Below are 26,400 nucleotides of genomic sequence, written 5' to 3'. Positions count from 1 at the left end.
AACCCCACTTACCGGGGCCGGCTACCTGAAGCCGAGGGCCAGATCATGAAACAACCATTGTTGTCTCAGGACCCAACAGTGTGCCAAGCACCATGACCACCAGGCACTGACTCTCTTCCCAACCCGAACCCCACACAAGGTGAGGATCAGGTGTACCGGAGAAACCAGCGCCAAGACCATGATGACGATTCGTTGATATTCCACCCTTGAGCAAACCACCAGTCACACGAACGGTGACATCAAGTGGCGGACCCGACTCGGGTCCAGCTCCTTAGAAAGGAGGTGATCCAGCCGCACCTTCCGGTACGGCTACCTTGTTACGACTTAGTCCCAATCGCGAGTCCCACCTTCGACGGCTCCCCCCACAAGGGTTAGGCCACCGGCTTCGGGTGTTACCCACTTTCGTGACTTGACGGGCGGTGTGTACAAGGCCCGGGAACGTATTCACCGCAGCGTTGCTGATCTGCGATTACTAGCGACTCCAACTTCACGAAGTCGAGTTGCAGACTTCGATCCGAACTGAGACCGGCTTTTAGGGATTAGCTCCACCTCACAGTATCGCAACCCATTGTACCGGCCATTGTAGCATGCGTGAAGCCCAAGACATAAGGGGCATGATGATTTGACGTCGTCCCCACCTTCCTCCGAGTTGACCCCGGCAGTCTCCCATGAGTCCCCACCATCACGTGCTGGCAACATAGGATAGGGGTTGCGCTCGTTGCGGGACTTAACCCAACATCTCACGACACGAGCTGACGACAACCATGCACCACCTGTGAACCGACCCCGAAGGGAAACTGCATCTCTGCAGCGGTCCGGTCCATGTCAAGCCTTGGTAAGGTTCTTCGCGTTGCATCGAATTAATCCGCATGCTCCGCCGCTTGTGCGGGCCCCCGTCAATTCCTTTGAGTTTTAGCCTTGCGGCCGTACTCCCCAGGCGGGGCACTTAATGCGTTAGCTACGGCGCGGAAAACGTGGAATGTTCCCCACACCTAGTGCCCAACGTTTACGGCATGGACTACCAGGGTATCTAATCCTGTTCGCTCCCCATGCTTTCGCTCCTCAGCGTCAGTAACAGCCCAGAGACCTGCCTTCGCCATCGGTGTTCCTCCTGATATCTGCGCATTTCACCGCTACACCAGGAATTCCAGTCTCCCCTACTGCACTCTAGTCTGCCCGTACCCACTGCACACCCGGGGTTGAGCCCCGGGCTTTCACAGCAGACGTGACAAACCGCCTACGAGCTCTTTACGCCCAATAATTCCGGATAACGCTCGCGCCCTACGTATTACCGCGGCTGCTGGCACGTAGTTAGCCGGCGCTTCTTCTGCAGGTACCGTCACTTTCGCTTCTTCCCTGCTGAAAGCGGTTTACAACCCGAAGGCCGTCATCCCGCACGCGGCGTCGCTGCATCAGGCTTTCGCCCATTGTGCAATATTCCCCACTGCTGCCTCCCGTAGGAGTCTGGGCCGTGTCTCAGTCCCAGTGTGGCCGGTCACCCTCTCAGGCCGGCTACCCGTCATCGCCTTGGTGAGCCATTACCTCACCAACAAGCTGATAGGCCGCGAGTCCATCCAAAACCGATAAATCTTTCCACCAGCACCCCATGCGAGGACTGGTCGTATCCGGTATTAGACCCAGTTTCCCGGGCTTATCCCAGAGTTAAGGGAAGGTTACTCACGTGATACTCACCCGTTCGCCACTAATCCAACCGTGCAAGCACGGTCTTCATCGTTCGACTTGCATGTGTTAAGCACGCCGCCAGCGTTCATCCTGAGCCAGGATCAAACTCTCCATTAAAAAATTAATAAGAGAAAGCATCCACAACCAACAACAAACAGACCAGACCCTGCCAGAAAAACAAGGCCCTCACGATCCGTTCATCACCAGCCACAGACACCTGTTTAATGAATCCTTGGCTAAATTTGCGATCACTACCACGGGGGTGGTAATGTCACTGTTATAACCAAATAAATAATTTGGTATCAACAAACTTGGCACACTATTGAGTTCTCAAACAACAACCGCTACCGGCACCATCAGGAGTTATGTTTTCCTGAATCGCTCCGAAGCAACTTTGTAAGCTTACCAACAAGCTTCCGCATCGTCAATTCGGCGTTTCCACCGTGTTGACTGACTCGATCCGCATCACGCGGCTGCAGCGAAGATTCGCTGTCTGCCAGACCGTGGTGCTCGTCGTCTGCGCGGTTCTCAACTCTACGTCGTGATCCTCGCTGGCGTCAACTCGAGGTCAACACCAGATGAACACCATAAAAACAGTAGAACGAGAACCCCCTGATCAGTGGTTTCCCTTCGCTGGCGTGGGGCCTGATTGGTCCGAAAACCCAGGCCGCCGAAGCGAGGAACTCACTGGTGGGGGTGAAGCTATGTGGTTATCAAATCCGCTCCGAGTTCCAGCCGGTCCGCCTCTCGGCTTTCCGCTGTGCCCCCGTGAGCACGAGATAGAACTTTACACACGCTCAGACCAGCGCGCAAACCAGATCCGCTGCGACCTCGGTCACACCCCTGGATCCCCGTGAACTGGGGGTTCACTCGGGGTTCAACGCCAGGGAACGACCGAATATCCATCGACCCTCGCTGCGCTGCACCAGGTCCAGCGCCTCGGTGAGCACCGCGGCGTGGAACAGGGTCGAGTCCAGACCCGCCTCGGCAGCGTCGCTGTGTCGGTATCCCTGCAGCAGAGCGGTGGTCACCTGCTCGCACCAGAGTTCGCCGTCCAGCTCCGACACATCGGCCTGCGCCGATCTCGGTGTCTGTGCCGATGCCGGTGTTGATTCCGGTGGTGATTCCGTGGTCATCCGCTGCATCGTGAGCTCCGCGATGGAGATCAGCACGGCGACAACGTCGCGAAGCGGCAAAGCGTGGTCCGACATACCGCCCTGCTCGTCAATGATCCAGGGACCTTCGGGGCCGGCGGCCCGGATGCGCTCCAGGTTCAGTGCGCCGTGGATCTTCTGCAGGCTCATCGCCTGATCGGTCTCGCGAAGCTGGGTGATCAGACGGTCTACTGTCGCACCCAGCACATCGGCTTCGGATTCCTCGAGGGTCGTGTGCACCTGGGACCAGCTGTGCTCCAGCGCTGCCACGGCCTGGTCGATCGTGTTCATGCGCTGCTGATCCGTCTGCGGATAGGCCCCGAAGGTCCCGGCCAGATCAGCGTGGAAGTTCCCGAGGGTGCGCCCGATCTGTTCAGCTTCGCTCTGGAAGTCCGATGCTTCGAGCAGCGCGGCATCCACCTGGGCCGAGGCAGCCGGGGCACCAAGAGAGGCTTCACGGATGACGCCGAGGTCACAGGAGACCCACGGCTGCTCCGCCGCTTCGGAGTCCGCCTCGGGCCAGGTTCCAGTGACCACTCCCAGAACGCGAGAGACCGTGCGGCTGCCCGTGCGTCCCATCCGCACCACGGTGTCCAGGGCACCGGAGCGCTGATCTGGTCTGCGGGGGAAGTCGATGATGGTGCGCTGGTCCTGCCCGGTGCCGGCCTCGAGGGTGATCGCAGTGCGAGTCATCGCTGCGGTGGGCGGCTCGAGCACCGTGCGCTGCAAGGTGGCGCTGAAGGCGGGCCAGTCGGCGAAGTCCTCGAAGGCCTGGCCGCGGGAGCGCCCATTGCGGCTGCCCTGTCCGCGGCGGACCATCTCGTGGATGGCTGCCAGGAAGGCACGATCGTGTGCGCCGTCGTAGACCCAGAGGTCTCCATCAGCTGCGCGAAGGCGACCGATGAATGCGGCCTTACCGGCCAGCGCGGAGGGCCTGCTGCGCAGCGCCATCGGCACCGCGAGCCGCTCCTGGCCGGCGGCGTGCTCCACCAGAAAGACATGCAGCTCCAGGTGCACCCTCTGGTCGGGCTCACCCTCCGGGGCGGGAAGCCGCAGACCACCGACGCGGGTGATCACGCGGCGACCTGGTGCAGCCTTGAACCAGGACTGCTGGGACAGCCAGGTCCCCACCAGATCCAGGAACCCTGGCTGCTCCTCGCCTCGGAAGCTGCGCATCTACCGCTGAGCCCCCTGGCGCCGCATCGCGATCTCGTAGAGGCTGATGCCCACCGCCATGGAGGCGTTCAGCGACTCGGTGGCCGAGGTGATCGGGATGGAGACGATCTGGTCGCAGGTCTCACGGACCAGGCGAGAGAGTCCCTTGCCTTCGGAGCCGACCACGATGATCACCGGCTCCTGGGCGAGTTCGATGTCTTGGAGCGAGATATCGCCCCCGCCGTCGAGGCCGAGCACGAAGTATCCGAGCTGCTTCGCCTCCTTCAGCGTCTGGGTGAGGTTCTTCGCCCGTGCCACGGGGATCCGTGCCGCGGCTCCCGCAGAGGTCTTCCAGGTCGTGGCGGTCACCCCGGCGCTGCGCCGTTCCGGGATCAGCACCCCGTGGGCGCCGAATGCGGAGGCGGCGCGCAGCATCGCGCCCAGGTTGCGCGGATCGGTGATCGAGTCGCACGCCAGGAACAGCGGCTGGTGGGCGATGTGTCCCTTGGCCGCGCGTTCCAGCTCGTCCTCGGCCAGATCCAGCGCGTCGAGGTAGTCATAGGGCTCCAGCAGCAGCGCGAGTCCCTGGTGGACCGCTCCCCCGGTGGCGTTGTCGAGGTGGCGGCGAGTGACCTCGCGGACCCGCACACCGGCCTCGGCGGCGAACTGCAGAGCCTCGCGGACCCGACCGTCGGACTCGACGTCCGTGGCGACGTGGAGTTCCTTGGCAGGGACTCGTTCGCGCAGCGCCTCGAGCACCGAGTTGCGTCCGGCGACCATGTCCTCGGCGCCGAACCCGGAGCCGCGCTGGCGCGGTGAGTTGCTGCTGGACTTGGTGGCCGCCCGTTCGGCGAGCATCTTCTGCCGGTGCGCCTTGTGATACACCCGGTCCTCGGCCTTCGGCGTGGGGCCCTTGCCGCGCAGCGCGCGCCGCCCCTGACCGCCGGACCCGGTCTGGGGGCCCTTCTTCTCTCGTCGGATCGCGGCCGACTTGGGCCGTGAATCTCTTGCCATGATCAGCCTTTCCTCGCCCCAGTGGCGGGGCTGGTGGTCGAACCCGTCCGGGCAAGCGCCCAGCGGGTTCCATCTTTGGAGTCTTCCAGCGCGATCCCGGCATCGGTGAGCCGGTCGCGCAGAGCGTCGGCGCGGGCGTAGTCCTTGGCGGACTTCGCCTGCACACGCTCATTGAGCAGCGCCTCGACCAGCTCAGCCAGAGACTCTTCGGCCTCAGAGCTGCCCGACTCCCCGGCTTCGGGGACATCGCTGAGTCCGAGCACCCGCATCATGGTGCTCACGGCTGCCGCGCTGCGGGTCATAGCTTCGGTGTCCCCGGCGTCGAGCGCGGTGTTGCCGGCCCGCACACTCTCATGCAGCACCGCCAGCGCCTGGGGAACGTTGAGGTCGTCGTTCATCGCCGCGGCAAAGGCCTCGGGCACGGTCTGACCACCGCCCAGGTCCTGGTCTCCGAGGCTGCGCTGGGCACGAGCCAGGAAGGTCTCGACCCGTTCGACCGCTGACTGGGCCTCCTGCAGGGAGGTGGGTCGGTAGTCCAGCTGGGAGCGGTAGTGCGCCTGCCCCAGGAAGTAGCGCACTGCGCGCGGTCGGGCCGCGGCGAGCATCTCCTCCGGTGCGATGGTGTTGCCCAGGGACTTGGACATCTTCTCTCCGGCGTAGGTGACCATCCCGTTGTGCAGCCAGAAGCGTGCGAAATCGTCGCCCGCGGCCGCGGACTGCGCCAGCTCGTTCTCGTGGTGCGGGAAGCGCAGGTCCAGGCCGCCACCATGGATGTCGAAGCGGCTGCCGAGGTACTTGGTCGCCATCGCGGAGCACTCCACGTGCCAACCGGGACGCCCGGCGCCCCAGGGCGCGTCCCAACGGGCGGTCACCGGGTCGCTGGACTTGTGGCCCTTCCACAGTGCGAAGTCGCGGGGATCGCGCTTGCCCCGTGCGTCGGCGTCGGCCGCGTCCTGCATGTCCTCGGCCCGCTGATGGGTCAGCTCCCCATAGCGGGGCCAGGAGCGGACATCGAAGTACACGTCGCCGGAGCCGTCTTGGGCCGGGTAGGCATGCCCGGCGTCGATCAGCCGCTGGATCAGCGCGAACATCTCGGTCATATGCCCGGTCGCACGCGGCTCGTAGCGTGGGCGCTTTACTCCGAGCGCGTCATAGGCCTGATGAAACGCCTGCTCGAAGCGGTACGCCAGGGCGAACCAGGGCTCCTGCGCCGGGTAGTCCGGGGTCGCGGCATGTTCTGGCAGGTGGGACTGGGCCGACTTCTCCAGGATCTTGTCGTCGATGTCGGTGACGTTGCGGACGCTGAGCACATCGAAGCCGCTGTGTTCGAGCCAACGGATCAGAATGTCGAAGGCCACCGCTGATCGCACGTGCCCGACGTGGGGACGCCCCTGGACGGTGGCGCCGCAGTAGTACAGGGACACCCGTCCCGGTTCCAGGGGCTCGAAATCCCGCACGGTCGCCGTCTTGGTGTCATAGAGTCGCAGTCCCACGCGCTCAGCCTATCCGGTCCTCGGTTCGCAGCGTGTAGACCACAGCGGTGGCGGTGGCCAGGATGCCCTCGCCGCGCCCGGTGAAGCCCAGTCCGTCCGAGGTCGTGGCGCTGATCGCGACCGGCGCTCCTGCCGCGGCGCTGAGCACCTGCTGCGCCTCAGCTCGGCGCGGGCCGAACTTGGGGCGCTGCCCCACAAACTGCACCGCGATCGAGCCGATGCCGAAGCCCTCCCGGGCCAGGATGCGCGCGGCCTCGGCCAGCAGCTGCGCCCCCGAGGCGCCTTCGAGCTCCGGGCGGGCGGTGCCGATGGTGTCTGCCCCGAAGTGCACGCCGAGATCGCCCAGGCCAGCGGCGCTGAACAGCGCGTCGCAGCAGGCGTGGGCCACGGCGTCGCCGTCGGAGTGTCCGGTCAGTCCCTGCTGGCCCGGCCAGTACAGCCCCGCCAGCCAGAGGTCCCTCGGCTGGTCCTCCGGGGCGAAGCCATGGACGTCGTGCCCGATCCCCACCCGCGGGAGCACCGGCTGGGCCGAGGCGCCGGTGGTCTGGATCAGCGACTCGGCCGCCGCGAGATCGGAAGGGCTGGTGATCTTCACGGCCTGCTCGGAACCAGGCACCACAGCGACCTCGACTCCCATGGCCTCAGCGATCATGGCCTCATCGGTCAGCGTCTCCGCCTGGGCGTCCGGGAGGTCTCCGATGAAGTCGAAGGCCCGCTGCAGCAGCTGAAGGGTGAAGCCCTGCGGGGTCTGCACCGCGCGCAGCTCGGACCTCGGCACCGTCTCGAGGACCGTCTCCGCACCGGTGGACTCGCCAGGCTCGGTGTGCACCCGCTTGATGGTGTCGGTGACCCGCAGAGCCGGGACGACGGCGGGGGCGCCTGCCTCCACGGCGGCGAACACCGTCTCATAGACGCCCGCCGGGGTCATCGCCCGGGCGGCGTCCTGGATCAGCACCGAGGTGGACGCAGGATCCCACGTGCCCGCTGCCGCGCGCAGCAGCTCATGGACTCCGGCGCGCACCGAGGAGGATCTGCTGGCGCCGCCCCGGGTGACGTGGACAGGGACCCCCGTGGCGGTGCGGAACTGCTCCCCCACGGCGGTGAGCGTCTCGACGCTGCTCCTATCCGCAGGCAGCACGAGCACCACGGCGTCCAGGCCCGGAGCCTCTGGGTCTGGAGTCTCCGGGCCTGGAGCCGTCCCGCCTCGGTTCATGGGGCCCTGGGTGAGTTCCTGGAGGCGCTGCATCACATGGGCGAGGATCGGGCGTCCCGCCAGTTCCACGCAGGCTTTCGGTATGCCGCGGCCAAGCCGCTCTCCGCTGCCGGCGGCCACAACGATGATCGCCCGGCGCGCTGCGACAGGTGTCCCTGTCCCGGCGTCCGGGCGATTCATCGACGGGGCTCCCTGAGGAGCTTCCCTGGCTGCCGGTGCGACCTGTGGTCCCACCTGGCTCATATCTACTCGGCGACCTTCTCGGGCTCTGCAGCCGTCGGGGCCTGATCAAGGATCTCGTCGAGGAGCTTTGCGGCGTCCTCCTCGTCGAGCTTCTTCGCCAGCGCCAGCTCAGAGACCAGGATCTGCCGGGCCTTGGCCAGCATGCGCTTCTCCCCGGCGGAGAGACCGCGATCGTTCTCGCGCCGCCACAGGTCACGCACTACTTCGGCCACCTTGTTCACATCGCCGGAGGCGAGCTTCTCAAGGTTCGCCTTGTACCGGCGCGACCAGTTGGTGGGCTCCTCGGTGTACTCGGCACGCAGCACGTCGAAGACGTGCTCCAGACCTTCTGCACCGACGACATCACGCACACCGACCAGGTCCACGTTGTCTGCTGGCACCTCGATGGTCAGGTCTCCCTGGGAGACCCTGAGCTTGAGGTACATCTTCTCCTCGCCGCGAATGGTGCGGGTCTTCACTTCTTCAATCGTCGCCGCACCGTGGTGTGGGTATACGACCGTCTCGCCGACCTCAAAATTCATGTAATGATTCCCCTTTCCCGACCTCAAGTTTATCACGCGTCACAATCGGCTCCGCGTGTCGCACCGGGGCGCCTGCGCCGTCACCACATAGGGTTCGCCGCCATCTGATTTCGACATCCTGTAGAATTGTGCTCAGTTCAGACCGACACGAAGGCGAGGATTTCCGCGCTGACGTGGACGACATCTGCGACGCACACCGATCTCCGGGCACCGACACCGCGTACCCTGGAGCTGATCTGCATCGCCCCAAGCCCGTGAGGAGACTCTCCCCGTGAAGTTCTCAGCCGATAAGACCCGCCGCCTGGCAGCGGTCTCTGTGGCAGCTGCCGCGCTCCTGGGCGCCAGCGGCTGCAGCGCCGTCAACTACCAAGCCACCACTCAGCAGTACGCCGCCTCCGACGGCACCCGCGCCGACGTCGAGAACGTGCAGTTCCGCCACATGGCCTTCGTCACCGACGAGGCCGGCAACCCCGCCCGGGCGATGGGCTCGATCATCAACAGCGGCGCCGAGGACGTCGAGGTGGAGCTCGACGTCGACGGCGAGAGCTTCTCCGCGACGCTTCCGGCCGGCGAGAAGGTCTCCCTGGAGCTCGACGAGGAGCTCGTCGTGGAGTCCTTCCAGGGCGATCCCGGCGAGATGCATGAGATCACCGTCAGCGTGGACGGCGAGTCCGAGCAGATCATGGCCTCGGTCTTCGACGGGGTCCTCCCGGAGTACCGGCACCTGCTCCCCAACGGCTTCGACGAGTCCATGGCCGAGCACCTCGTGCATGGTCCGGACACCTGGGGCAGCGGCGCAGCGCACCACGATCCAGACGACGAGGGCCACTGAGGCTCAGTGACACGAAGAAGGACCCACTTCACGATGAGGTGGGTCCTTCTTCGTGTCCGGGGGCTGATTGTCCTCAGGACCCCGCAGTGGCCTCTCGGAGCAGCCGTCGCAGACGCTGCGGGTCGATGCGCCAGAAGTCCCTGACCCGCCCATCGATGCGCAGCACCGGGATCTCCTCGGCGAAGCTGGCCAGCAGCGTCGCGTCCTCGGTGATGTCGTGTTCGATGAATGTCACGGAGAACTCCGCGCAGGCTTCGCGGGTGACCGCCACAGCCTCTTCGCAGAGGTGGCAGCCCTGCTTGGTGAGCACCTCGACCTCGACCGTGTGACCCATGACGGGTCCTCCCCTCTCGGTGGTTTCCTGATCCGACGAAGAAACCCCGGCCGCCTGTGGGCTGCCGGGGTTTCTTCACGCGTCCAAGAAGTCTTATTTCTTGTTGCGGCGCTGGTGACGAGTCTTCCGCAGACGTTTGCGGTGCTTCTTCTTCGCCATGCGCTTGCGGCGCTTCTTGATCACTGAGCCCATGGGGTGCAGTCCTTGTCTGTAGGTAAACAACGAGAAAAAGGTCTCGGAACAGTGTAGCCGCAACGCCCTGCTGGCACAGAATCGGCGGATCCGCCCAGGATCAGTCGAACCAGGGGTCGAGGCCGTAGAGCGGGAAGATCTCCTTGCGGGTCTGCATCACCGCGCGATCCACGGCATCGGATGGGTCGTAGCCGAGCTCCCAGGAGCGCCACCACAGCTCGGCGTCGTCGCCCATGGTCTCCGGTATGAGCACCTGGTAGCGCTCACGCACATAGTCCCGCCAGGACCCCGGCACCGGGGTCTTCAGGGAGAGCGGCGCCCCCACGATCACACTGGTCAGATGGGTCCAGCTGCGCGGGACCACGGTGTGCACGGCGTAGCCGCCGCCGCCGGTGGCGATCCAGCGCCCTTCGCAGTGCTCATCGGCGAGGTGGGCGATGTCCAGCGCGCTCTGCCGCTGCGCGTCCACGCTGAGCTGCAGATCAGACAGCGGGTCATCGCGGTGCGAGTCGCAGCCGTGCTGGGAGACGATGACCTCGGGCTCGAAGGCCGCCACCAGCTGCGGGATGACCGCGTGGAAGGCGCGCAGCCAGCCGGCGTCGCCGGTGTTCTCCGGCAGCGCGATGTTCACGGCGGAGCCCTCGGCGCCGGGCCCTCCGGTCTCGTTGGGGAACCCGGTGCCCGGGTAGAGCGCAACCCCGGTCTGATGGATCGAGATGGTCATCACGCGGGGATCGTCGTAGAAGATGTCCTGCGTGCCGTCGCCGTGATGGGCGTCCACATCGATGTAGACCACTCGGCGGGTGCCCTGCTCGAGCAGCAGCGCGATGGCCACCGCGGAGTCGTTATAGACGCAGAAGCCACCCGCCCGGGATCTCGCGGCATGATGCATCCCTCCGGCGAAGTTCAGCGCACGCACCGCGGATCCCTCCACCAGCGCCTGGGCGCACTGCCGGGTGCCGTCGACGATGCGGGCCGCACCGAGATGGATCTCGCTGAACACCGGGGTGTCCTCGGTGCCGAGACCGTGATCTTCCGAGGCGTGCCCGCGCTCGGCGGCGTTCTTCACGGCGCTGACGTAGTCGCCCGAGTGCACCGTGCCCAGCACGGCGTCCGAGGCGATCCCGGTCTCCAGGCGCTGCACGTGCGCGCCGTCGAAGAGGCCGAACTCCCGGCACAGCCGGGCGGTGAGGTCCAGCCGCACCGGATCCATGGGGTGGTCGGAGTTGAAGCGGTACTCGAGCAGCGCCTCGTCCCATACGAGAGCGACAGGAAGTTCTCCCACGGGTGGCCTCCTCAGGCGTGGTCGGCGAAATACTCCAGCTGGGAGACGTCTCCGGAGACGATGATGGTGTCTCCTGCGGAGACCAGGGTGTCGGGCTGGGCGTAGACGAAGTCCTTTCCCGGTGACTTCACACCCACCACGTTGACCTTGTGCCGGCGCCGGGGCTGGCACTGGTCGATGGTCTTCCCGTGCAGCTCGCGCGGCGGGCGCATCTTCACGATCGCGAAGTCGTCGTCGAACTTGATGAAGTCCAGCATCTGACCCGAGACCAGGTGCGCGGCGCGGACCCCGGCGTCATGCTCCGGGTAGATCACATGGTGGCACCCGATCCGGGTGAGGATCTTGCCGTGGGTCGGATTGATCGCCTTGGCCCAGACCTGGCTCACCCCCAGATCGACCAGGTTCGCGGCGATCAGCACCGAGGATTCGATGGAGGTGCCGACGCCGACGACGGCGGAGTCGAACTCCTGGGCACCGACCTGACGCAGCGCCTCGATATCGGTGGCATCGGCCTCGACCACATGGGTGAGCATGTCGGCGTACTTCTGGACCAGGCTGCGGTCCCGCTCCACGGCGAGAACTTCCTTGTTCTGGCTCACGAGCTGGTTGCTCAAGGCGATGCCGAAGCGGCCGAGGCCCACGACCAGGACCGGCTTGTTGCTCTGGGGGTTCAGCTTGGCCACGAATGCGTCCTTTTCCGCGAAGAGGCTGCTCGGCCCTGCGGAGCCGAGTCTTGAAGTGCTGACTCCAGGGTAAACCCCCGGACTCACCCCGGCGGCACCGGGAAGACGCCCCGCTTCCGGGGATCCGCCCGGATTCCAGGGGGACCTCAGCCGATCATCGGACGACCCTCGGGGTAGCGGTAGCGGACCCGGCTGCGCTGACGCACGGTCAGCGAGGCGGCGAAGGTGATGATCCCGACGCGGCCGGCGAACATCAGCGCGGCGAGCACGTAGAGCCCCTCCGGCGGCAGGTCCTCGGTGAGCCCGCTGGTGAGACCCACGGTGGCGAAGGCGGAGACCGACTCATAGAGCGGGCGTCCCATGTCGAGTCCGGTGATGTACATCAGCCAGACGGTGGAGATCAGCACCAGGGTCGCACCCATGGCCACCACCGAGACAGCCACCCGCACCGCCGAGGGTGGGATGGTGCGTCCGTGTGCGGTGGACTCGGTGTCGCCGCGGGCCTCGGCCAGGAATGCCAGCCAGATCACCGCGATGGTGGTGACCTTGATGCCTCCGGCGGTGGAGGCGGACCCGCCGCCGGCGAACATCAGCGCGTCTGAGATCAGCATGGTCTCGGAGTTCTGCAGGTTCGACTCGACCACCGAGAACCCTCCGGAGCGCATGTTCACCGAGGCGAAGAGCGAGTTCTGCAGCTTCTCCGCGACGCTCATATCGCCGATGGTGGAGCTGTTGGACCATTCCATGACCCCGTAGAGCACCGCGCCGATCACCATGAGCAGCAGCGTCACCTCCAGGGTCAGCTTGGTGTGCAGGTTCCAGCGCCGGACGTGCCAGCGGTTGGTCCAGAGCATGAAGAGCACCGGGAAGCCCAGGCTGCCCAGGAAGACCCCGACCATGATGGTCCAGATGACCACCGGGTCGTTGCCGAAGCCGGCGAAGCCCTCGGCGTGCGCCACGAAGCCGGCGTTGTTGAATGCGGAGATGGCGTAGAAGGTGCCGTCCCAGACACCGCTGGAGATGTCTCCGTTGATCTGGATGAAGCGCGGAATCAGCACCAGCATCAGCAGCGCCTCCACCACCGCGGAGCAGATCACGACGGTTCGGATGACCTGGCCGGTCTCCCCCATCGATCCGGTGGAGATGCCGCCCTCCTGGGCCACCAGCCGGGTCCGCAGCCCGAGGTTGCGGGTCACCGAGATCGCCAGCAGCGCTGCGATGGTGATGATGCCCAGGCCGCCGACCTGGATCCCGATCAGGATCACCAGCTCACCGGCGAAGGACCAGTGCTCAGCGGTGTTCACCGGGGTGAGCCCGGTGACGGTCACCGCAGAGGTGGCCACGAAGAGCGCATCGTGGAAGGTCGCCGAGGAGCCCGAGGCGGTGGCCCAGGGCATGTTCAGCAGCGAGGCGAACACGGCGATGGTCACCCCGAAGATCAGCATGGCCGCTCGCGCCGGCGAGGTTCCGGTGAGTCGCCCGAGCCACCGCTTCAGATAGGTCCAGGGCCCGGTCCGGCGGCCCGTGCCGGACTCAGTCTGCGCTGCGGAGCTCATCGGTGATCTCCGCCGAGCGGCGCGCGCTGGCGTTGACGGCGGCGCGGACGGCCGCAGGCAGCCCGTGCTCGTCGAAGGCGTCGATGGCGCGCTCGGTGGTCCCGTTCGGTGAGCAGACCGCCTGGCGCAGCCCCGCGGCGTCGGCGGTGCCGGCTGACTGGTGCTGCACCAGCATCTTTCCGGCTCCGTAGATGGTCTGGGCGGCCAGATCCGCGGCCAGCGCCGGATCCAGTCCCAGCTCCTCCCCGGCCCGCGCCATCTGTTCAGCGAGGTAGAAGGCATAGGCGGGCCCGGAGCCGGAGATCCCGGTGAGCGCGTCGATCTGCGACTCTTCGATGACATGCACCGCACCGCTGGCACCGAGCAGCTCAGCCACCGTCTCGGTGTCTGCTGGGCTGACGTGGCTGCCCGGGACCAGCCCGACCACGCCGAGCCCCACCGAGAGCGGGGTGTTCGGCATCGACCGGATCACCGGCTGACCCGCGGGCAGTGCGGCCTCGAGCATCTCGACACTGATCGCGGCCGCCACGGAGACCACCACGGCCTGCGGCTTCAGCGCCTCGGCGATCTCTGCGGCGAGATCGAGGATGCGGTGCGGCTTGACCCCGAGGAAGACGATGTCGGCCTCGGCGGCGGCGCGCCGGTTGGCCTCGGCGTCGTCCTGCTCGGCGAGCACCCGGATCCCATAGTGGGCCGCGCGCTCCCCGGCGGTGGCGGCGCTGCGGGTCGTGGCCTGGACCTGCTCCGGGGTCACCGTCGACTCCAGCAGACCCGCCAGGATCGCCCCGTTCATGGAGCCCAGGCCGAGCATCGCGATCTGCGGCGCGGCGGGAGTGCTGGTGCTGGTATTGGTGGGCATCGTCACTCCTGGCCGAGGTGGGTGCGGGCGAAGGCCAGGGATTCGGCGAGCCAGCGCTCGCGATCTCCGACGTTGCGGGCGGTGCGGGTGGCGACCTCCACGGCGACGACGCCGTTGAAGCCGGTCTCGGCGAAGTCCGGACGAGCCAGCAGCTCCATGGCCTCGGCCACCCGCTGTTCTCCCTGGCCGGGGATGAGGTGGTCGTCCTTGAAGCCGTTGGACCAGCCGTCGGTCAGGTGCACATGGCGCAGTCGCTGCCCCAGGGCGCGGACCGCTTCCAGCGAGTCGGCCTCAGCCGTGGCTGCGTGGGAGAAGTCCCAGGTCACGTGGGGGTAGGGCTGGTCCACCGGGTCCCAGTGCGGAAGGTACATGGTGGCCTCCCGGGTCCCGGCCCGCCACGGGTACATGTTCTCCACGGCGAAGAGCACGCCGGTCTCCTGCTCCAGCTGCTCGATCCCCTCGGCGAAGCCTTCGGCGTAGCCGACCTGCCAGCGGAAGGGCGGGTGTGCGACGACGACGCCGGCCCCGACCTCCTGCGCGAGTGCGGCGCTGCGCTTGAGCTTCTCCCAGGCGGAGCCCCAGACCTGCTGGGTGAGCAGCAGGGTCGGAGCGTGGATGGCCATGATCGGCAGGCCGAAGCGCCAGGAGAGCTCGTTGAGCGTGGAGGCCTGCTGCGACTCGCTGCGGTGGGTCACCATGACCTCCATGCCGTCGTAGCCGAGGTCGTCCGCGATGGAGAATCCCTCCGCGACTCCCATCGGGTAGACCGAGGAGGTGGAGAGCGCCACGGGAATCCGGGGCAGCTCGTGGGGCGGGCGCGGCTGGACGTCTTCAGTGGGCATGTTCCACCGCCGCCGCCAACGGCCGTCCTCCGGGGATCTCGCCGCGGGAGGGCTTGCGCAGCTCGCGGGCGAGGTTGACGTGTCCCACGCCGGGGGCGGTGGGCACAGCCACGGCTCCCTCGCGGACCAGCGAGTCCAGCCGACGCAGGATCAGTCCCTCGCGCAGCGCCCAGGGGCAGATCTGCAGCGTCTCGATGCCGAAGACCTTCATCGCCTGCTCGGCCACCAGCGCCCCGGCGAAGACCTGTCGGGCGCGCAGGGTGGAGACCCCGGGAAGCTCTGCCCGTTCCGCCGCGCTCATCGTCGCCAGGCGCTTCACCAGCGGCTTCAGCTCGGCGTAGGCCAGGCCTCGAGGCACATAGGGGCCCTCCGCGGAGGGTGCGGCACCGGTCATCCGAGCCAGCGAGCGGAAGGTCTTCGAGGTGGCGAGCACCTCGGTATGTCCGCTCAGGGTCGGGAACTCGCGGCGCGCCGCCTCGAGCTCCTCGCGGACATAGCTCTTCAACGCCTTGACCTGATCCTTGCTGGGCGGGTCCTCGCCCAGCCAGTCCCGGGTGAGTCGTCCTGCTCCCAGCGGCACCGAGACCGCCGTGGAGGGCAGCTCGTCGCGACCGTAGGCGATCTCGAAGGAACCGCCCCCGATGTCGAAGTTCAGGATGTCCCCGGCGCTCCAGCCGCGCCAGCGCCGGGCCGCGAAGAAGGTCATCGCCGACTCCTGAGCGCCGCTGAGCTCGGTGAGCTCCACACCGGTCTCAGCAGCCACCCGTTGAAGCACCGCCTCCCCGTTCGCGGCCTCGCGCAGTGCGGAGGTGCAGAACGAGAGCAGGTCTTCGGCGCGGTGCCGGGCGGCGAAGCGCGCGGCCTCCGCGATGAAGCCGGTGAGCTCGCGCTGGCCCTCTTCGGTGATCGCTCCCTGCTCGTCGAGGTGCTTGACCAGGGAGAGCGGTCGTTTATGGGAGGCGAAGGCCTCGGGCTTGGCTCCGAGGTGAGCATCGACCAGCAACAGGTGCACGGTGTTCGAACCGATATCCAGCACGCCCAGACGCATCAGGTGACTCCTTGACTAGGATCCGGTCTTCGCGGTGGTCTTCTTGGCTGGTGCCTTCTTCTTGGCCGGAGCCTTCTTCGCAGCGGGCTTCTTGGCCGCGGGCTTCTTGGCCGCGGGCTTCTTCGGGCCTGCGGCTCGCTTCTCGGCGAGCAGCGAGTACGCGTGCTCCTTGGTCAGCGTCTCGAGTGAGACGCTGCGCGGGACCGTCACGTTGGTCTTCCCGTCGGTGACGTAGGGGCCGAAGCGGCCGTCCTTGACCACCACCTGCTTCTCGGAGGTCGGATCGGCGCCGAACTCGGCAAGCGGCGGCACCGCGGCCCGCCGGCCGCGCTGCTTGGGCTGGGCGTAGATGGCCTTCGCCTCCTCGAGGGTGATCGAGAACATCTGGTCCTCGGTCTCCAGGGAGCGCGAATCCGAGCCCTTCTTCAGGTAGGGGCCGAAGCGGCCGTTCTGCGCCGTGATCTCCTCGCCGTCCTCGTCGACGCCGACCACGCGTGGAAGCGAGAGCAGGCGCAGCGCCTGCTCCAGCGTCACGGTCTCCAGCGTCATGTCCGAGAGCAGCGAACCGGTCCGGGGCTTGACCTTGGCCGGCTTCTTCTTCGGCTTGGGCTTGCCGTTCTTGTAGTACTCGGTCGGCATCGCCGCCATATGCTCTTCGAGCTGGGCCTCGGTCAGCTCTTCGATGACCTCGGTGACGTAGGGGCCGTATCGTCCGTCCTTCGCGACGATCTCGCGACCGGTCTCCGGATCGGTGCCGAGCACCCGCCCGGAGTGCTGGGCCTGTTCGAAGAGCTCCTCGGCCTTGGCGGAGGTGAGCTCGTCGGGGGCCAGGTCCTGGGGCAGGTTCGCACGCTGGGGCTCGAGCTCTCCCTCGGCGTTGACCACGCCATCGGGGTTCGGCCGCTCCAGGTAGGGGCCGTAGCGACCCACCCGCAGGTTCACTCCGGGAGCGATCTCGATGGAGTTGATCGCCCGGGCGTCGATCTCCCCGAGGTTCTCCACGACGTGCTTGAGCCCTTCGACGCCGTCTTCGGCGCCGAAGTAGAAGCCCTGCAGCCATGCCTCGCGCTGAAGCTCGCCGCGGGCGATCTGGTCCAGGTCTTCTTCCATGCGAGCCGTGAAGTCGTAGTTCACGTACCGGCCGAAGTGCTCCTCCAGCAGGCGGATCACGCTGAACGCGGTCCAGGAGGGGATCAGCGCCGACCCGCGCTTGGTGACGTAGCCGCGGTCCATGATGGTCGAGATCGTCGGCGCATAGGTGGAGGGACGTCCGATCTCGCGCTTCTCCAGCTCCGCGACGATCGTGGCCTCGGTGTAGCGCGCCGGCGGGGTCGTCTCATGGCCCTTGGCCTGGACGTCGCGCCCGGTCAGGCGCTCCCCGGTCTCGATCTTGGGGAGCCGCTTATCGGTCTTGCCGGCCTTGGCGTCCTCGTCCTCTGCGGAGCTCTCACGGACCTCCTCATAGGCGGCGAGGAACCCGGGGAAGGTGATCACGGTGCCGGAGGCGCCGAAGGTGGCGGTGGTCCCGGCCTGGGCTCCTTCGGAGACCTGGGCGCTGAGCCGGACCGAGGCGGTGAAGCCCTTGGCGTCGGCCATCTGGGAGGCGACGGTGCGCTTCCAGATCAGCTCGTAGAGCTTGAACTCATCCTTGGAGAGTTCCTGGGCGACCTGGCCGGGGGTGCGGAAGTGATCCCCCGAAGGGCGGATCGCCTCGTGCGCCTCCTGTGCGGTCTCGTTCTTCTTGGCGTAGTGCCGCGGGCTGGAGGGCACGTGATCGGAGCCGTAGAGCTCGGTGATCTGCCGGCGAGCCGCGGTGATCGCCTCGGTGGAGAGCGTCACCGAGTCGGTACGCATGTAGGTGATGTAGCCGTTCTCGTAGAGCCGCTGCGCCACCTGCATCGTCGCCCGGGAGGAGAAGCGCAGCCGTCGGGAGGCCTCCTGCTGCAGCGTGGAGGTGATGAACGGGGGCTGCGGGCGGCGCGAGTAGGGCTTGTCATCCACCGAGTCCACGGTGAACTGCGCCTGGGTCAGTCCCTCCGCGAGGGCCTCCGCGGCCTCCCGGTCCAGGACGCTGACCTCGGTCTTGGACCGGGTGGATTTCAGCTCGCCACGGTCGTTGAAGTCCGATCCGGTGGCCACCCGGGCGCCGTCCACGGCGTTGAGCTTGGCGGTGAACTCCTCACCGGCGGCGGTGGCGAAGCTGCCGGAGAGGTCCCAGTAGCCTGCCGGGATGAAGGCCATGCGTTCGCGCTCGCGCTCGACCACCAGCCGGGTGGCCACGGACTGCACACGGCCTGCGGAGAGGCCCTTGCCGACCTTGCGCCAGAGCACCGGGGAGATCTCGTAGCCGTAGAGCCGGTCCAGGATGCGTCGGGTCTCCTGCGCGTCGACGAGGTCGTCGTCGATCTGGCGCACGTTCTGCAGCGCCCGTGTGATGCCTTCTTTGGTGATCTCGGTGAAGGTCATCCGGTAGACCGGGACCTTGGGCTTAAGCACCTGCAGCAGGTGCCAGGCGATGGCTTCACCCTCGCGGTCGGCGTCAGTGGCGAGGTAGAGCTCAGAGGCTTCCTTCAGCGCACGCTTGAGCTCGGTGACCTTCTTCTTCTTGGAGTCAGAGATCACGTAGTAGGGCGCGAAGCCGTCGTCGGGGTTCACCGCGAACCGTCCGAAGGGGCCCTTCTTCATGTCCGTGGGCAGCTCGGAGGGCTGTGGCAGGTCACGGATATGCCCGGCGGAGGCGTCCACGATGAACTCATCGCCGAGATACTTGGCGATGGACTTGGACTTCGCCGGGGACTCGACGATGACGAGTTTCTTGCCTTCGGGCACTGATCTCCTTGAGGGACTTCTTGCGGTGCAGCTTCGGGCGCTCAGCAGTGGGCTGGCCGTCGAGTGCTCAATATATCAGCGAGCAGAACACGTCGAGGCCGGGGAATCAAGACTCCCTGAGGTAGCCCTCCACGTAGAGCTCGAGGACCTCACGGCGCAGCGCCTGCTCGAGATCCTCCTGGTCTTCAGCCTCGGCAGCGGTCAGTGACGCGACCGCGGTGATCAGCGCTCCGGTCTGATACTCCCCGTCGGAGGCGCCCAGCAGACCCGCCGCGGCGCTGGAGACGGGACGGCTGCGGCGCAGCCCCGAGCCCTGACGTGCCAGGATCACCTCGGGGTGGGCAGCGCCGAAGCGCTGGTGGCGCTCCTCGGTGACATCGGCGCCCACGCACAGCGCCGTCTCGAACACCGCCTCAGGGTTCGCGGCGGCGCGCTGGGCCCGGGCGGCGGTCGCACCGATGACCGGTCCCAGCGGCTGCTCCACGGGCCCGGTGAGCTCCTCGAATCTCCTCCAGGGCAGGTTCTCGGCCTGGTCTGCGCCGCGCCGGCGCAGGAAGATCATCCCGAATCCCACGGCGAGCACCGAGCGGGAGCCGAAGTCCTGCAGATACGCGGTGTAGCCCTGGCGGTACTGCTCGGGGTCGCGCTGCGTGGAGGCGTCGCGCAGCCAGGTCTCGGCGTATTGCGAGCCCTCCTGCCGGTCGCGCTGGATGAACCAGGCGTCCATCTCTGCCGGGAGCTGTTCACACCACAGGCGGGGTCGCGCGTCCCATGCCTGCTGGTCCTGGATCTCCCAGTTGCCCAGCAGCTGCGCGGTTCCGGAGTCGGTCAGGTGCTCGGGCAGTCCGGAGATCAGCTCCGCCATCAGCTCATCCCCGGCCCGGCCGCCGTCGCGGTAGGTGTAGCGGGCCTGTGTCTGCTCATCCGCGGTGCGCGGGGTGATCACGAAAGGCGGGTTGGAGACGATCAGGTCGAATCTGCGTCCGGCCACCGGTTCCAACAGGCTGCCCTGGATGAGCTCCACGCGGGCACCGAGGTCCTCCGGGTCCAGGTCCAGCGCAGGCGCGTTGAGAGCTAAGTTGAACTCGGTGAAGGCCAGGGCGCGTGGGCTGAGGTCTGTGGCGACCACGTGCTCGGCGTGATCGAGCAGGTGCAGCAGCTGGATCCCGCAGCCGGTCCCGATCTCCAGGGCATGCGGCACCGGGGCGCGGTGGATGCTGGCGGCCAGGGTCAGGCTCGCTCCGCCGATGCCGAGCACATGCTCCGGATGCAGCGCGGCCTGACGCTGCGCGGCGGGCAGGTCGCTGAGCACCCAGAGATCGGTGAGTCCCTGGGACTGTTCTGCCTGATAGGGCTGCAGGTCAACACTGGGGCGGTAGCGTTCTCCAAGCTGCGGCTCGCCGGACACCTGGTGCACCAGGTTCAGCCGGCGCAGCCCCTGCACGCCGAGCTGCGGCAGCGCGGCCTGCAGCTGCCCGGCGGGGATCGGGTGCCCGAGCAGCCAGAGCTGGGCGAGCACCGCGCAGGGGTCGGGAGCAGGCTCGGCGGCCAGCAGCTCTGAGAGCTCCAGCTCCGCAGGCAGGAACTGATCCCGGTCCAGCGCGGCGAGCGCGTCGGCGCTCAGCAGCTGCGCGATCCTCTCGTTGGTGAACCGTGCGGCGTCCAGGTCAGCGCGCAGCGCAGCGATCAGCTCCCGGTCGGCCACCGGCGCGGGAAGCTCCTCGGCACGGTCTGCGCGGCTCATGCGCGGCGCACCTTTCCCAGGGCTCCGGCGTTGGGGTCATCGGGGTCCTGCTCCAGGCGGTCCTGGCAGTTCGCGCAGCGGGTGGTCTCGGGAATGTGGCGGTGTTCCTCGCAGTAGAGCTTCAGCGTGGAGCAGCCACGGTCCATGCAGTTATAGAAGGTGCTGGTCGCCGCGGAGCAGCACACGCACTGCCCGAGGGTCTTCGCCTGCTCGGAGAAGCGGGTGTTCATCCGGGAATCGAAGACGTAGAGCTCTCCCTCCCAGAGGCCCTGGTCCCCGAAAGTCTCCCCGTAGCGGACGATCCCGCCGTCGATCTGGTAGACCTCCTCGAAGCCGCGCCGACGCATCAGCGCCGAGAGCACCTCACAGCGGATCCCGCCGGTGCAGTAGGTCACCACCGGCTGGTCCTTGAGATGGTCATACTTTCCGGAGTCCAGCTCGGCGATGAAGTCCCGAGTCGTCTCGGTCTCCGGGACCACGGCGTTCTTGAACCGGCCGATCTGAGCCTCCATGGCGTTGCGGCCGTCGAAGAACGCGACCTCCACCCCCTGCGAGCGCTTGTGCTCCACCAGGTCGTGGACCTGCTGCGGCTGCAGGTGCTCACCGCCGCCGACGACGCCGCGCTCATCGACCTCGATCTCCTCGGGCACGCCGAAGGCGACCAGCTCGGGGCGCACCTTGACCGAGAGCCGCGGAAAGTCCTCTGCTGCACCCTCGGACCACTTGAAGGCCATGTCCGCGAAGGGGGCGTAGGCCCGGGTCTGCTTCACGTACTGTTTGACCGCCTTGATCTCACCGCCCACGGTGCCGTTGATCCCCTGCGGCGAGATCAGGATCCGGCCCCGCAGGCCGAGCTCCCGGCACAGCGTGTGCTGCCAGAGTCTGACCGCTTCCGGGTCTGAGAGGGGGATGAAGGTGTAATACAGGACGATCCGGGACATGCTCACCTCTCAAGGGTAGTTCTGAACAACATCTTTATGAACTCGTTGTCCGGTCCTCTCACGTGGACTGGTTTTTCTTTGTATGGTCGGACTATGACTTCTGAGCTCAGCGATGACCTTGTCCGCCATTGGGTGACCGGATGGGCGCGAACTCACGACTACGACGTCCAGCACGAGGGCAACGTGCACTCAGCTCTGCGCTCCGGGGACTCCGATGAGTGGGAGTACGTGCTCTACTCCCCCCAGGACACAGATCTGCGCAAGATCGCCTCGGCGGTGTCCAAGGACTCCGCTCGGCTGCTCACCGTGATCGCCGAGCCCGGTGCGCCCTCGCTGAGCCAGAACCCGGTGGACGGGCTGCAGCTGATCAGCGACGAGGAGAAGCTGATGGTGGTGGACATGGAGACTCAGGACGTCGAGGATCCGATCACCCCGGAGGGATACACCACCAGCCGCGAGGACCACGAGGGATGGACCCGCCTCACGGTGCACGACGGGGACAAGATCGCCGCCCGCGGGCGCGTGGCGACGGTGGGGCACTACGCCATCCTGGACCGGATCTACACCAACCACGACTACCGTCGCCAGGGCCTGGGGACCTTCGTCACCCGCGCGCTGATCGCGATCGCCCATGAGCACGACGTGGAAGAGGGCCTGCTCGTGGCCACCGCGGACGGCCAGGAGCTCTACGAGTTCCTGGGCTGGACCCTGCTCGGCGATGTCCACGTCTATGGTGCGACCTCCGGATCCCGGCTGCAGCCCAGCCACTCGCAGTTCGACGACCTCAACGACTAGGCACCCCGCCGCACCTCGGGTAGCATCGGCGCACAGCTGCATTAAGTTCAATTGTTCACCTGACTCTTGAGGTGTGCAGCTCCGCAGACTCGCCGAAGGAGCCGCCATGAACGGGAACCCGCTGACCGACCGCCTGGACGCCGGGCCGCTGCTGTGCGCCGAGGGGTTCCTCTTCGAACTCGAGCGGCGCGGCTACCTCACCGCCGGGGAGTTCGTCCCAGAGGTGTCGCTGGAGAACCCCGACGCGCTGCGCAGCCTGCACCGGGACTTCCAGCGGGCCGGCTCTGACATCGTCGAGGCGTTCACCTATAACGGGCACCGCGAGAAGATGCGAGTGATCGGCAAGGAAGAGCTGCTGGAGCCGTTGAACCGCTCGGCGCTGCGCATCGCCCGCGAGGTCGCCGACACCCGGCCCGGTGACCTGATGGCCGGGAACATCTCCAACACCAACATCTGGGATCCTGCCGACCCGAGCCGCCAGGACGAGGTTCGCGGAATGTTCGAAGAGATGGTCGGCTGGGCGGTGGATGAGGGCGCAGACCTGATCATCGGGGAGACCTTCTACTACGCCGGGGAGGCGCTGACCGCGCTCGAGGTCGCCCGGTCCTCCGGTCTGCCGGTGGTGCTGACCCTGGCACCGATGGCTGCCGAGGCCATGGCGGATGGACCTGGCGTGGTGGAGACCGCTCAGCGCCTGGAGCAGGCCGGGGCCGATGTGGTGGGCCTGAACTGTTTCCGCGGACCGGACACCATGATGCCCTGGCTGCGTCAGATCCGAGCGGCAGTCTCCTGCCATGTGGCCGCCCTGCCGGTGCCCTACCGCACCACGCCGAGCGAACCCACCTTCTTCAACCTCTCCGATGTGCAAGCCGGGGTGTCCTCCCCGCACGGCCGGACCTTCCCCACCGCGCTGGATCCGCTGTTCACCAACCGCTACGAGATCGGCGCCTTCGCCAGGGAGGCCTACGAGCTGGGCGTCCACTATCTGGGGGTCTGCTGCGGCGCCTCCCCGATGCATATCCGGGAGACCGCCGAGGCGGTGGGACGTCAGACCGAGGCCAGCCGTTACTCCGAACGGATGGAGAACCACTTCATGTACGGCTCCCACGACCGGCTCCCGGCACATATCCGCTCCCTGGGCGAGCGCGCCTGAGTCTGGGCGGCGCAGGGCTGCGAGCCCCATCCTGACGTAGCCTGAGGGTGATGCCCGATCAGGACCCCTATGAGCTGCTGCGCCGTGCAGGTCTGCCGGCAGAGATCGGCGATGCCGGTCCGCTGCGCCATGTCCGCACCCTCCCAGCTCGTGCGGCGCACACTGCGGCCTGGCCGGAGTGGGTCCCCGAGGAGCTGCGCGCCGGGTACCGGCAGCTGGGGGTCACCGGGCTCTACACCCACCAGGTGCGCGCGGCCGAGGCGCTGCACGCCGGGCACCATACGATCCTGGCCACCGGCACCGCCTCTGGGAAGTCGCTGGGCACCCAGCTGCCCGGACTGGCGGAGATCTGCGGGGGCCGACGCGGACGCTCGACGACGGCGGGCCTCGGCGCCGCCCGAGCAGGCTCAGCCGGGAGCCGGAGCGCCGAATCGGGCACCGCACCCGGGGCGGGCACGACCATGCTCTACCTCTCCCCCACCAAGGCACTTGCCGCGGACCAGCTCGACGCGCTGACCCAGCTGGCCGAGGCCACCGGGCCCGCCGGGACCCAGGGCGGCATCCGCGCCGCCGCCTATGACGGGGACACCGACCCGCAGGAGCGACGCTGGGTCCGGCAGCACGCCAATGTGGTGCTGACCAACCCGGACATGCTCAACGTCGGCATCCTGCCCAACCATCGCGCCTGGGCCCGGTTCTTCGCCCGGCTGCGCTACGTGATCATCGACGAGGCGCACAGCTGCCGAGGGATCTTCGGCTCCCACATCGCGCTGCTGCTGCGCCGGCTGCGTCGGATCTGCGCGCACTACGGGGCTGACCCCGTCTTCACCGGCGCCTCGGCGACCAGCGGTGACCCGGCGACGTCGTTCTCCCGGCTGATCGGCCACCCCGAGACCTCGGTCCAGGCCATCACCGAAGACGCCTCGCCGCACGGCGCGGTGGATGTCTACCTGTGGGAGGCCTCGAACTCCGCGCTGACCGGGGACAACGCGGCGCCGCTGAAACGCAGCCTCACCGTGGAGGCCGCCGACATCCTCACCGACCTGGTGGTCGCCGGGCACCGGACGCTGAGCTTCATCAAGTCCCGCCGCGGAGCCGAGACCATCGCCCAGATCGCCGCGGACTCCCTCGCGGAGGTGGACCCTGACCTGCGTGGACGGGTGGCGGCCTACCGCTCGGGGTACCTGAAGGAGGAGCGCCGCGAGCTCGAAGACGCGTTGCGCCAAGGGCGGCTGCTCGGTGTCGCCTCGACTCCCGCCCTGGAGCTCGGGATCGACATCTCGGGCCTGGATGCGGTGATCATCGCGGGGTGGCCCGGCACCCGCGCCTCGTTCTTCCAGCAGCTGGGCCGGGCCGGACGGTCAGGACAGCGTGGCGCCGCGTTCTTCATCGCGGGCGATGACCCGCTGGACTCATACCTGCTGGATCACCCGGAGGCGATCTTCGAGACCGCCGTCGAGGATGCGGTCACCGACCCGTCCAACCCGCATGTGGCAGCCCCGCACATCCTGGCCGCCGCGCAGGAGCTGCCGCTGACCACGCCGGACCTGGAGCTGTTCCCGGCTTGGCTGATCGACTCGCTCACCGAGCAGGGACATCTGCGGCGCCGACCGCGGGGCTGGTTCTTCTCCCACGACGACGTCTCCGCCGCCGCCTGGGTCAAGCTGCGCTCCGACGGCGGTGGGCCCTACACGATCGTGAACTCTGAAGACGGCACCGTGATCGGGGACATGGGTTCCGCCCAGGCGCAGCCGCAGGCGCATCCGGGGGCCGTCTATGTCCACCAGGGCCGCAGCTACATCGTCGAAGAGCTGGACCGGGAGAACAGCGCCGTGCTGGTGTGTCCGGCCAGCCCGCCGTACTACACCCAGGCCCGGGCCACCACCTCGATCGAGGTGCTGCAGACCGAAGAAGCCATGGACTGGGGCCGCTACCGGCTGCACTCCGGGATGGTGGAGGTGACCAGCACCGTGGTCGGTTTCCAGCGCAAGGCGCTGGGATCCTCCGAGGTGCTCTCCGACGAGCCGCTGGATCTGCCGCCCTCCTCGCTGCGCACCCAGGCGATGTGGATCACCGCTCCGGAGACCGAGCTCGCCGACGCCGGGGTGATCCCGGAGCATGTGCCCGGTGCGCTGCACGCCGCCGAGCACGCGATGATCGGGCTGCTGCCGCTGCTGACCTCCGGGGACCGCTGGGACATCGGCGGGGTCTCCACCGCACTGCACCGCGACACCGAGCTGCCCACGATCTTCGTCTATGACGGACATCCCGGCGGGGCCGGTTTCGCCCGGCGCGGGTTCGAGCTGGCCGCCGAGTGGATCGGCGCCACCGCCGAGACGATCGCCGGCTGCGACTGCGCCACCGGCTGCCCCTCCTGCGTGCAGTCGCCGAAATGCGGCAATAAGAACAACCCGTTGGAGAAGCAGCCGGCGCTGAACCTGTTGCGCGCGATGCTCGCAGCCCGTCCCGAGGCGCCCAGACCCGGTTCGGGCGTCTCGACGGGGTGAGGCGTCCGGCCGGCGGGAGTGGTCCCGCGGGCGTCTGACGTCTCCCCCGGTGCGAGACTGAACACACTGCCCTCTGTGACGGAACATGAATCCCCGTCCTGAGGCCGAGAAACCTGAGTTATGATGGAACCTGCTTCAAGAGAAGTGACCTGGGGATCCGCCGTCGGCGGTGACCCGACGATCCGTTCACGGTCACTCACCAACCCCATGTTCAAGGGTGGTCCCGGATCACGAAGCGGCTTGTTCTCACCAGAAGTGTGGCCCATGGGCCTCAGCTGAGGTGCTGACCGGAACAGGCAAGAGCAGCGTCGAAAGGACATTCCC

At 67.2% G+C, this 26,400-nt stretch carries 20 protein-coding genes and 1 rRNA gene; 4 read left to right on the top strand and 17 right to left on the bottom strand.

Annotated features, from left to right (window positions below; translation table 11 throughout):
• Positions 1-275 precede the first annotated feature (275 nt).
• The 6 genes from HNR24_RS11910 to HNR24_RS11885 all read right to left on the bottom strand — a co-directional run bounded on the left by HNR24_RS11910 (position 276) and on the right by HNR24_RS11885 (position 8,476).
• Positions 276-1,800, bottom strand: a 16S ribosomal RNA gene (locus HNR24_RS11910).
• A gap of 749 nt (positions 1,801-2,549) precedes the next feature.
• Complete coding sequence (locus tag HNR24_RS11905; protein ID WP_058889616.1) at positions 2,550-4,013, bottom strand: maltokinase N-terminal cap-like domain-containing protein; 1,464 nt, start codon at positions 4,011-4,013, stop codon at positions 2,550-2,552.
• Positions 4,014-5,006 (bottom strand): 23S rRNA (guanosine(2251)-2'-O)-methyltransferase RlmB, encoded by a 993-nt coding sequence (gene rlmB, locus HNR24_RS11900; protein WP_058889615.1) that lies wholly within the window; start codon positions 5,004-5,006, stop codon positions 4,014-4,016.
• A gap of 2 nt (positions 5,007-5,008) precedes the next feature.
• Positions 5,009-6,499 (bottom strand): cysteine--tRNA ligase, encoded by a 1,491-nt coding sequence (gene cysS, locus HNR24_RS11895; RefSeq protein WP_058889614.1) that lies wholly within the window; start codon positions 6,497-6,499, stop codon positions 5,009-5,011.
• 4 nt (positions 6,500-6,503) lie between these two features.
• On the bottom strand, positions 6,504-7,892 hold the full coding sequence (gene ispF, locus HNR24_RS11890) for a 2-C-methyl-D-erythritol 2,4-cyclodiphosphate synthase (RefSeq protein ID WP_182495887.1): 1,389 nt from the start codon (positions 7,890-7,892) through the stop codon (positions 6,504-6,506).
• A 65-nt stretch (positions 7,893-7,957) separates the two neighbouring features.
• A complete protein-coding gene (locus HNR24_RS11885) occupies positions 7,958-8,476 on the bottom strand; it encodes a CarD family transcriptional regulator (protein ID WP_058889612.1) in 519 nt (172 codons plus the stop codon).
• A 271-nt stretch (positions 8,477-8,747) separates the two neighbouring features.
• Between HNR24_RS11885 and HNR24_RS11880 the strand changes: the two genes are divergently transcribed.
• Positions 8,748-9,308, top strand: a complete 561-nt coding sequence (locus HNR24_RS11880) for a hypothetical protein (RefSeq protein WP_058889611.1) — start codon at positions 8,748-8,750, stop codon at positions 9,306-9,308.
• Between the two features lie 73 nt (positions 9,309-9,381).
• Here the strand turns inward: HNR24_RS11880 and HNR24_RS11875 are convergent, their stop codons facing one another.
• The 11 genes from HNR24_RS11875 to trhO form a co-directional block, all read right to left on the bottom strand.
• A complete protein-coding gene (locus HNR24_RS11875) occupies positions 9,382-9,642 on the bottom strand; it encodes a glutaredoxin family protein (RefSeq protein ID WP_058889610.1) in 261 nt (86 codons plus the stop codon).
• Between the two features lie 93 nt (positions 9,643-9,735).
• Positions 9,736-9,834, bottom strand: a complete 99-nt coding sequence (locus HNR24_RS11870; protein ID WP_081652675.1) for a 30S ribosomal protein bS22 — start codon at positions 9,832-9,834, stop codon at positions 9,736-9,738.
• Between the two features lie 100 nt (positions 9,835-9,934).
• The gene (locus tag HNR24_RS11865; RefSeq protein ID WP_375139292.1) at positions 9,935-11,080 is read right to left on the bottom strand and encodes an acetoin utilization protein AcuC; all 1,146 of its coding nucleotides are present in this window, start codon (positions 11,078-11,080) and stop codon (positions 9,935-9,937) included.
• 50 nt (positions 11,081-11,130) lie between these two features.
• Positions 11,131-11,802 (bottom strand): potassium channel family protein, encoded by a 672-nt coding sequence (locus HNR24_RS11860; protein WP_058889609.1) that lies wholly within the window; start codon positions 11,800-11,802, stop codon positions 11,131-11,133.
• A gap of 146 nt (positions 11,803-11,948) precedes the next feature.
• Complete coding sequence (locus HNR24_RS11855; RefSeq protein WP_058889608.1) at positions 11,949-13,358, bottom strand: TrkH family potassium uptake protein; 1,410 nt, start codon at positions 13,356-13,358, stop codon at positions 11,949-11,951.
• Entirely contained in the window at positions 13,336-14,217 is an 882-nt protein-coding gene (gene proC, locus HNR24_RS11850; protein WP_182495886.1) for a pyrroline-5-carboxylate reductase, read from the bottom strand. Before proC ends, HNR24_RS11855 begins: the two co-directional genes overlap by 23 nt.
• A gap of 2 nt (positions 14,218-14,219) precedes the next feature.
• Positions 14,220-15,059: a sugar phosphate isomerase/epimerase family protein gene (locus tag HNR24_RS11845; RefSeq protein WP_058889607.1), complete on the bottom strand. Its 840-nt coding sequence runs from the start codon at positions 15,057-15,059 to the stop codon at positions 14,220-14,222.
• Complete coding sequence (locus HNR24_RS11840; RefSeq protein WP_058889606.1) at positions 15,049-16,107, bottom strand: Ppx/GppA family phosphatase; 1,059 nt, start codon at positions 16,105-16,107, stop codon at positions 15,049-15,051. Before HNR24_RS11840 ends, HNR24_RS11845 begins: the two co-directional genes overlap by 11 nt.
• Positions 16,108-16,122: 15 nt before the next feature.
• Positions 16,123-18,936, bottom strand: a complete 2,814-nt coding sequence (gene topA / locus HNR24_RS11835) for a type I DNA topoisomerase (RefSeq protein ID WP_310735440.1) — start codon at positions 18,934-18,936, stop codon at positions 16,123-16,125.
• A 106-nt stretch (positions 18,937-19,042) separates the two neighbouring features.
• Complete coding sequence (locus HNR24_RS11830) at positions 19,043-20,680, bottom strand: DUF7059 domain-containing protein (RefSeq protein WP_182495885.1); 1,638 nt, start codon at positions 20,678-20,680, stop codon at positions 19,043-19,045.
• Entirely contained in the window at positions 20,677-21,627 is a 951-nt protein-coding gene (gene trhO, locus HNR24_RS11825) for an oxygen-dependent tRNA uridine(34) hydroxylase TrhO (protein WP_182495884.1), read from the bottom strand. Before trhO ends, HNR24_RS11830 begins: the two co-directional genes overlap by 4 nt.
• An 87-nt stretch (positions 21,628-21,714) precedes the next feature.
• Here trhO and HNR24_RS11820 point away from each other — a divergent pair, with 87 nt between their 5' ends.
• The 3 genes from HNR24_RS11820 (at position 21,715) to sftH (ending at position 26,076) form a co-directional block, all read left to right on the top strand.
• A complete protein-coding gene (locus HNR24_RS11820) occupies positions 21,715-22,416 on the top strand; it encodes a GNAT family N-acetyltransferase (protein ID WP_058889601.1) in 702 nt (233 codons plus the stop codon).
• A gap of 106 nt (positions 22,417-22,522) precedes the next feature.
• Positions 22,523-23,569 carry a homocysteine S-methyltransferase family protein gene (locus HNR24_RS11815; RefSeq protein WP_182495883.1) on the top strand — a complete coding sequence of 349 codons (1,047 nt, stop codon included), beginning with the start codon at positions 22,523-22,525 and terminating at the stop codon, positions 23,567-23,569.
• 50 nt (positions 23,570-23,619) lie between these two features.
• The gene (sftH, locus tag HNR24_RS11810) at positions 23,620-26,076 is read left to right on the top strand and encodes a DNA 3'-5' helicase SftH (RefSeq protein WP_083505033.1); all 2,457 of its coding nucleotides are present in this window, start codon (positions 23,620-23,622) and stop codon (positions 26,074-26,076) included.
• The last annotated feature ends 324 nt before the right edge of the window (positions 26,077-26,400 follow it).

It is taken from the genome of Nesterenkonia sandarakina (genome assembly GCF_014138825.1).
GTDB classification, from domain to species: Bacteria; Actinomycetota; Actinomycetes; order Actinomycetales; family Micrococcaceae; genus Nesterenkonia; species Nesterenkonia sandarakina.
The sequence above is the reverse complement of the archived record's forward strand: the minus strand, read 5'-3'. Positions and strand labels throughout refer to the sequence as shown.

What these genes read in the sequence shown, in the direction of transcription:
- HNR24_RS11845 (WP_058889607.1), bottom strand. Translation starts at nt 15,059, where the DNA reads ATGCCCACTGAAGACGTCCAGCCGCGCCCGCCCCACGAGCTGCCCCGG.
- HNR24_RS11885 (WP_058889612.1), bottom strand. Translation starts at nt 8,476, where the DNA reads ATGAATTTTGAGGTCGGCGAGACGGTCGTATACCCACACCACGGTGCG.
- HNR24_RS11815 (WP_182495883.1), top strand. Translation starts at nt 22,523, where the DNA reads ATGAACGGGAACCCGCTGACCGACCGCCTGGACGCCGGGCCGCTGCTG.
- HNR24_RS11855 (WP_058889608.1), bottom strand. Translation starts at nt 13,358, where the DNA reads ATGAGCTCCGCAGCGCAGACTGAGTCCGGCACGGGCCGCCGGACCGGG.
- HNR24_RS11840 (WP_058889606.1), bottom strand. Translation starts at nt 16,107, where the DNA reads ATGCGTCTGGGCGTGCTGGATATCGGTTCGAACACCGTGCACCTGTTG.
- rlmB (WP_058889615.1), bottom strand. Translation starts at nt 5,006, where the DNA reads ATGGCAAGAGATTCACGGCCCAAGTCGGCCGCGATCCGACGAGAGAAG.
- ispF (WP_182495887.1), bottom strand. Translation starts at nt 7,892, where the DNA reads ATGAATCGCCCGGACGCCGGGACAGGGACACCTGTCGCAGCGCGCCGG.
- HNR24_RS11875 (WP_058889610.1), bottom strand. Translation starts at nt 9,642, where the DNA reads ATGGGTCACACGGTCGAGGTCGAGGTGCTCACCAAGCAGGGCTGCCAC.
- HNR24_RS11870 (WP_081652675.1), bottom strand. Translation starts at nt 9,834, where the DNA reads ATGGGCTCAGTGATCAAGAAGCGCCGCAAGCGCATGGCGAAGAAGAAG.
- HNR24_RS11905 (WP_058889616.1), bottom strand. Translation starts at nt 4,013, where the DNA reads ATGCGCAGCTTCCGAGGCGAGGAGCAGCCAGGGTTCCTGGATCTGGTG.
- sftH (WP_083505033.1), top strand. Translation starts at nt 23,620, where the DNA reads ATGCCCGATCAGGACCCCTATGAGCTGCTGCGCCGTGCAGGTCTGCCG.
- HNR24_RS11820 (WP_058889601.1), top strand. Translation starts at nt 21,715, where the DNA reads ATGACTTCTGAGCTCAGCGATGACCTTGTCCGCCATTGGGTGACCGGA.
- HNR24_RS11830 (WP_182495885.1), bottom strand. Translation starts at nt 20,680, where the DNA reads ATGAGCCGCGCAGACCGTGCCGAGGAGCTTCCCGCGCCGGTGGCCGAC.
- proC (WP_182495886.1), bottom strand. Translation starts at nt 14,217, where the DNA reads ATGCCCACCAATACCAGCACCAGCACTCCCGCCGCGCCGCAGATCGCG.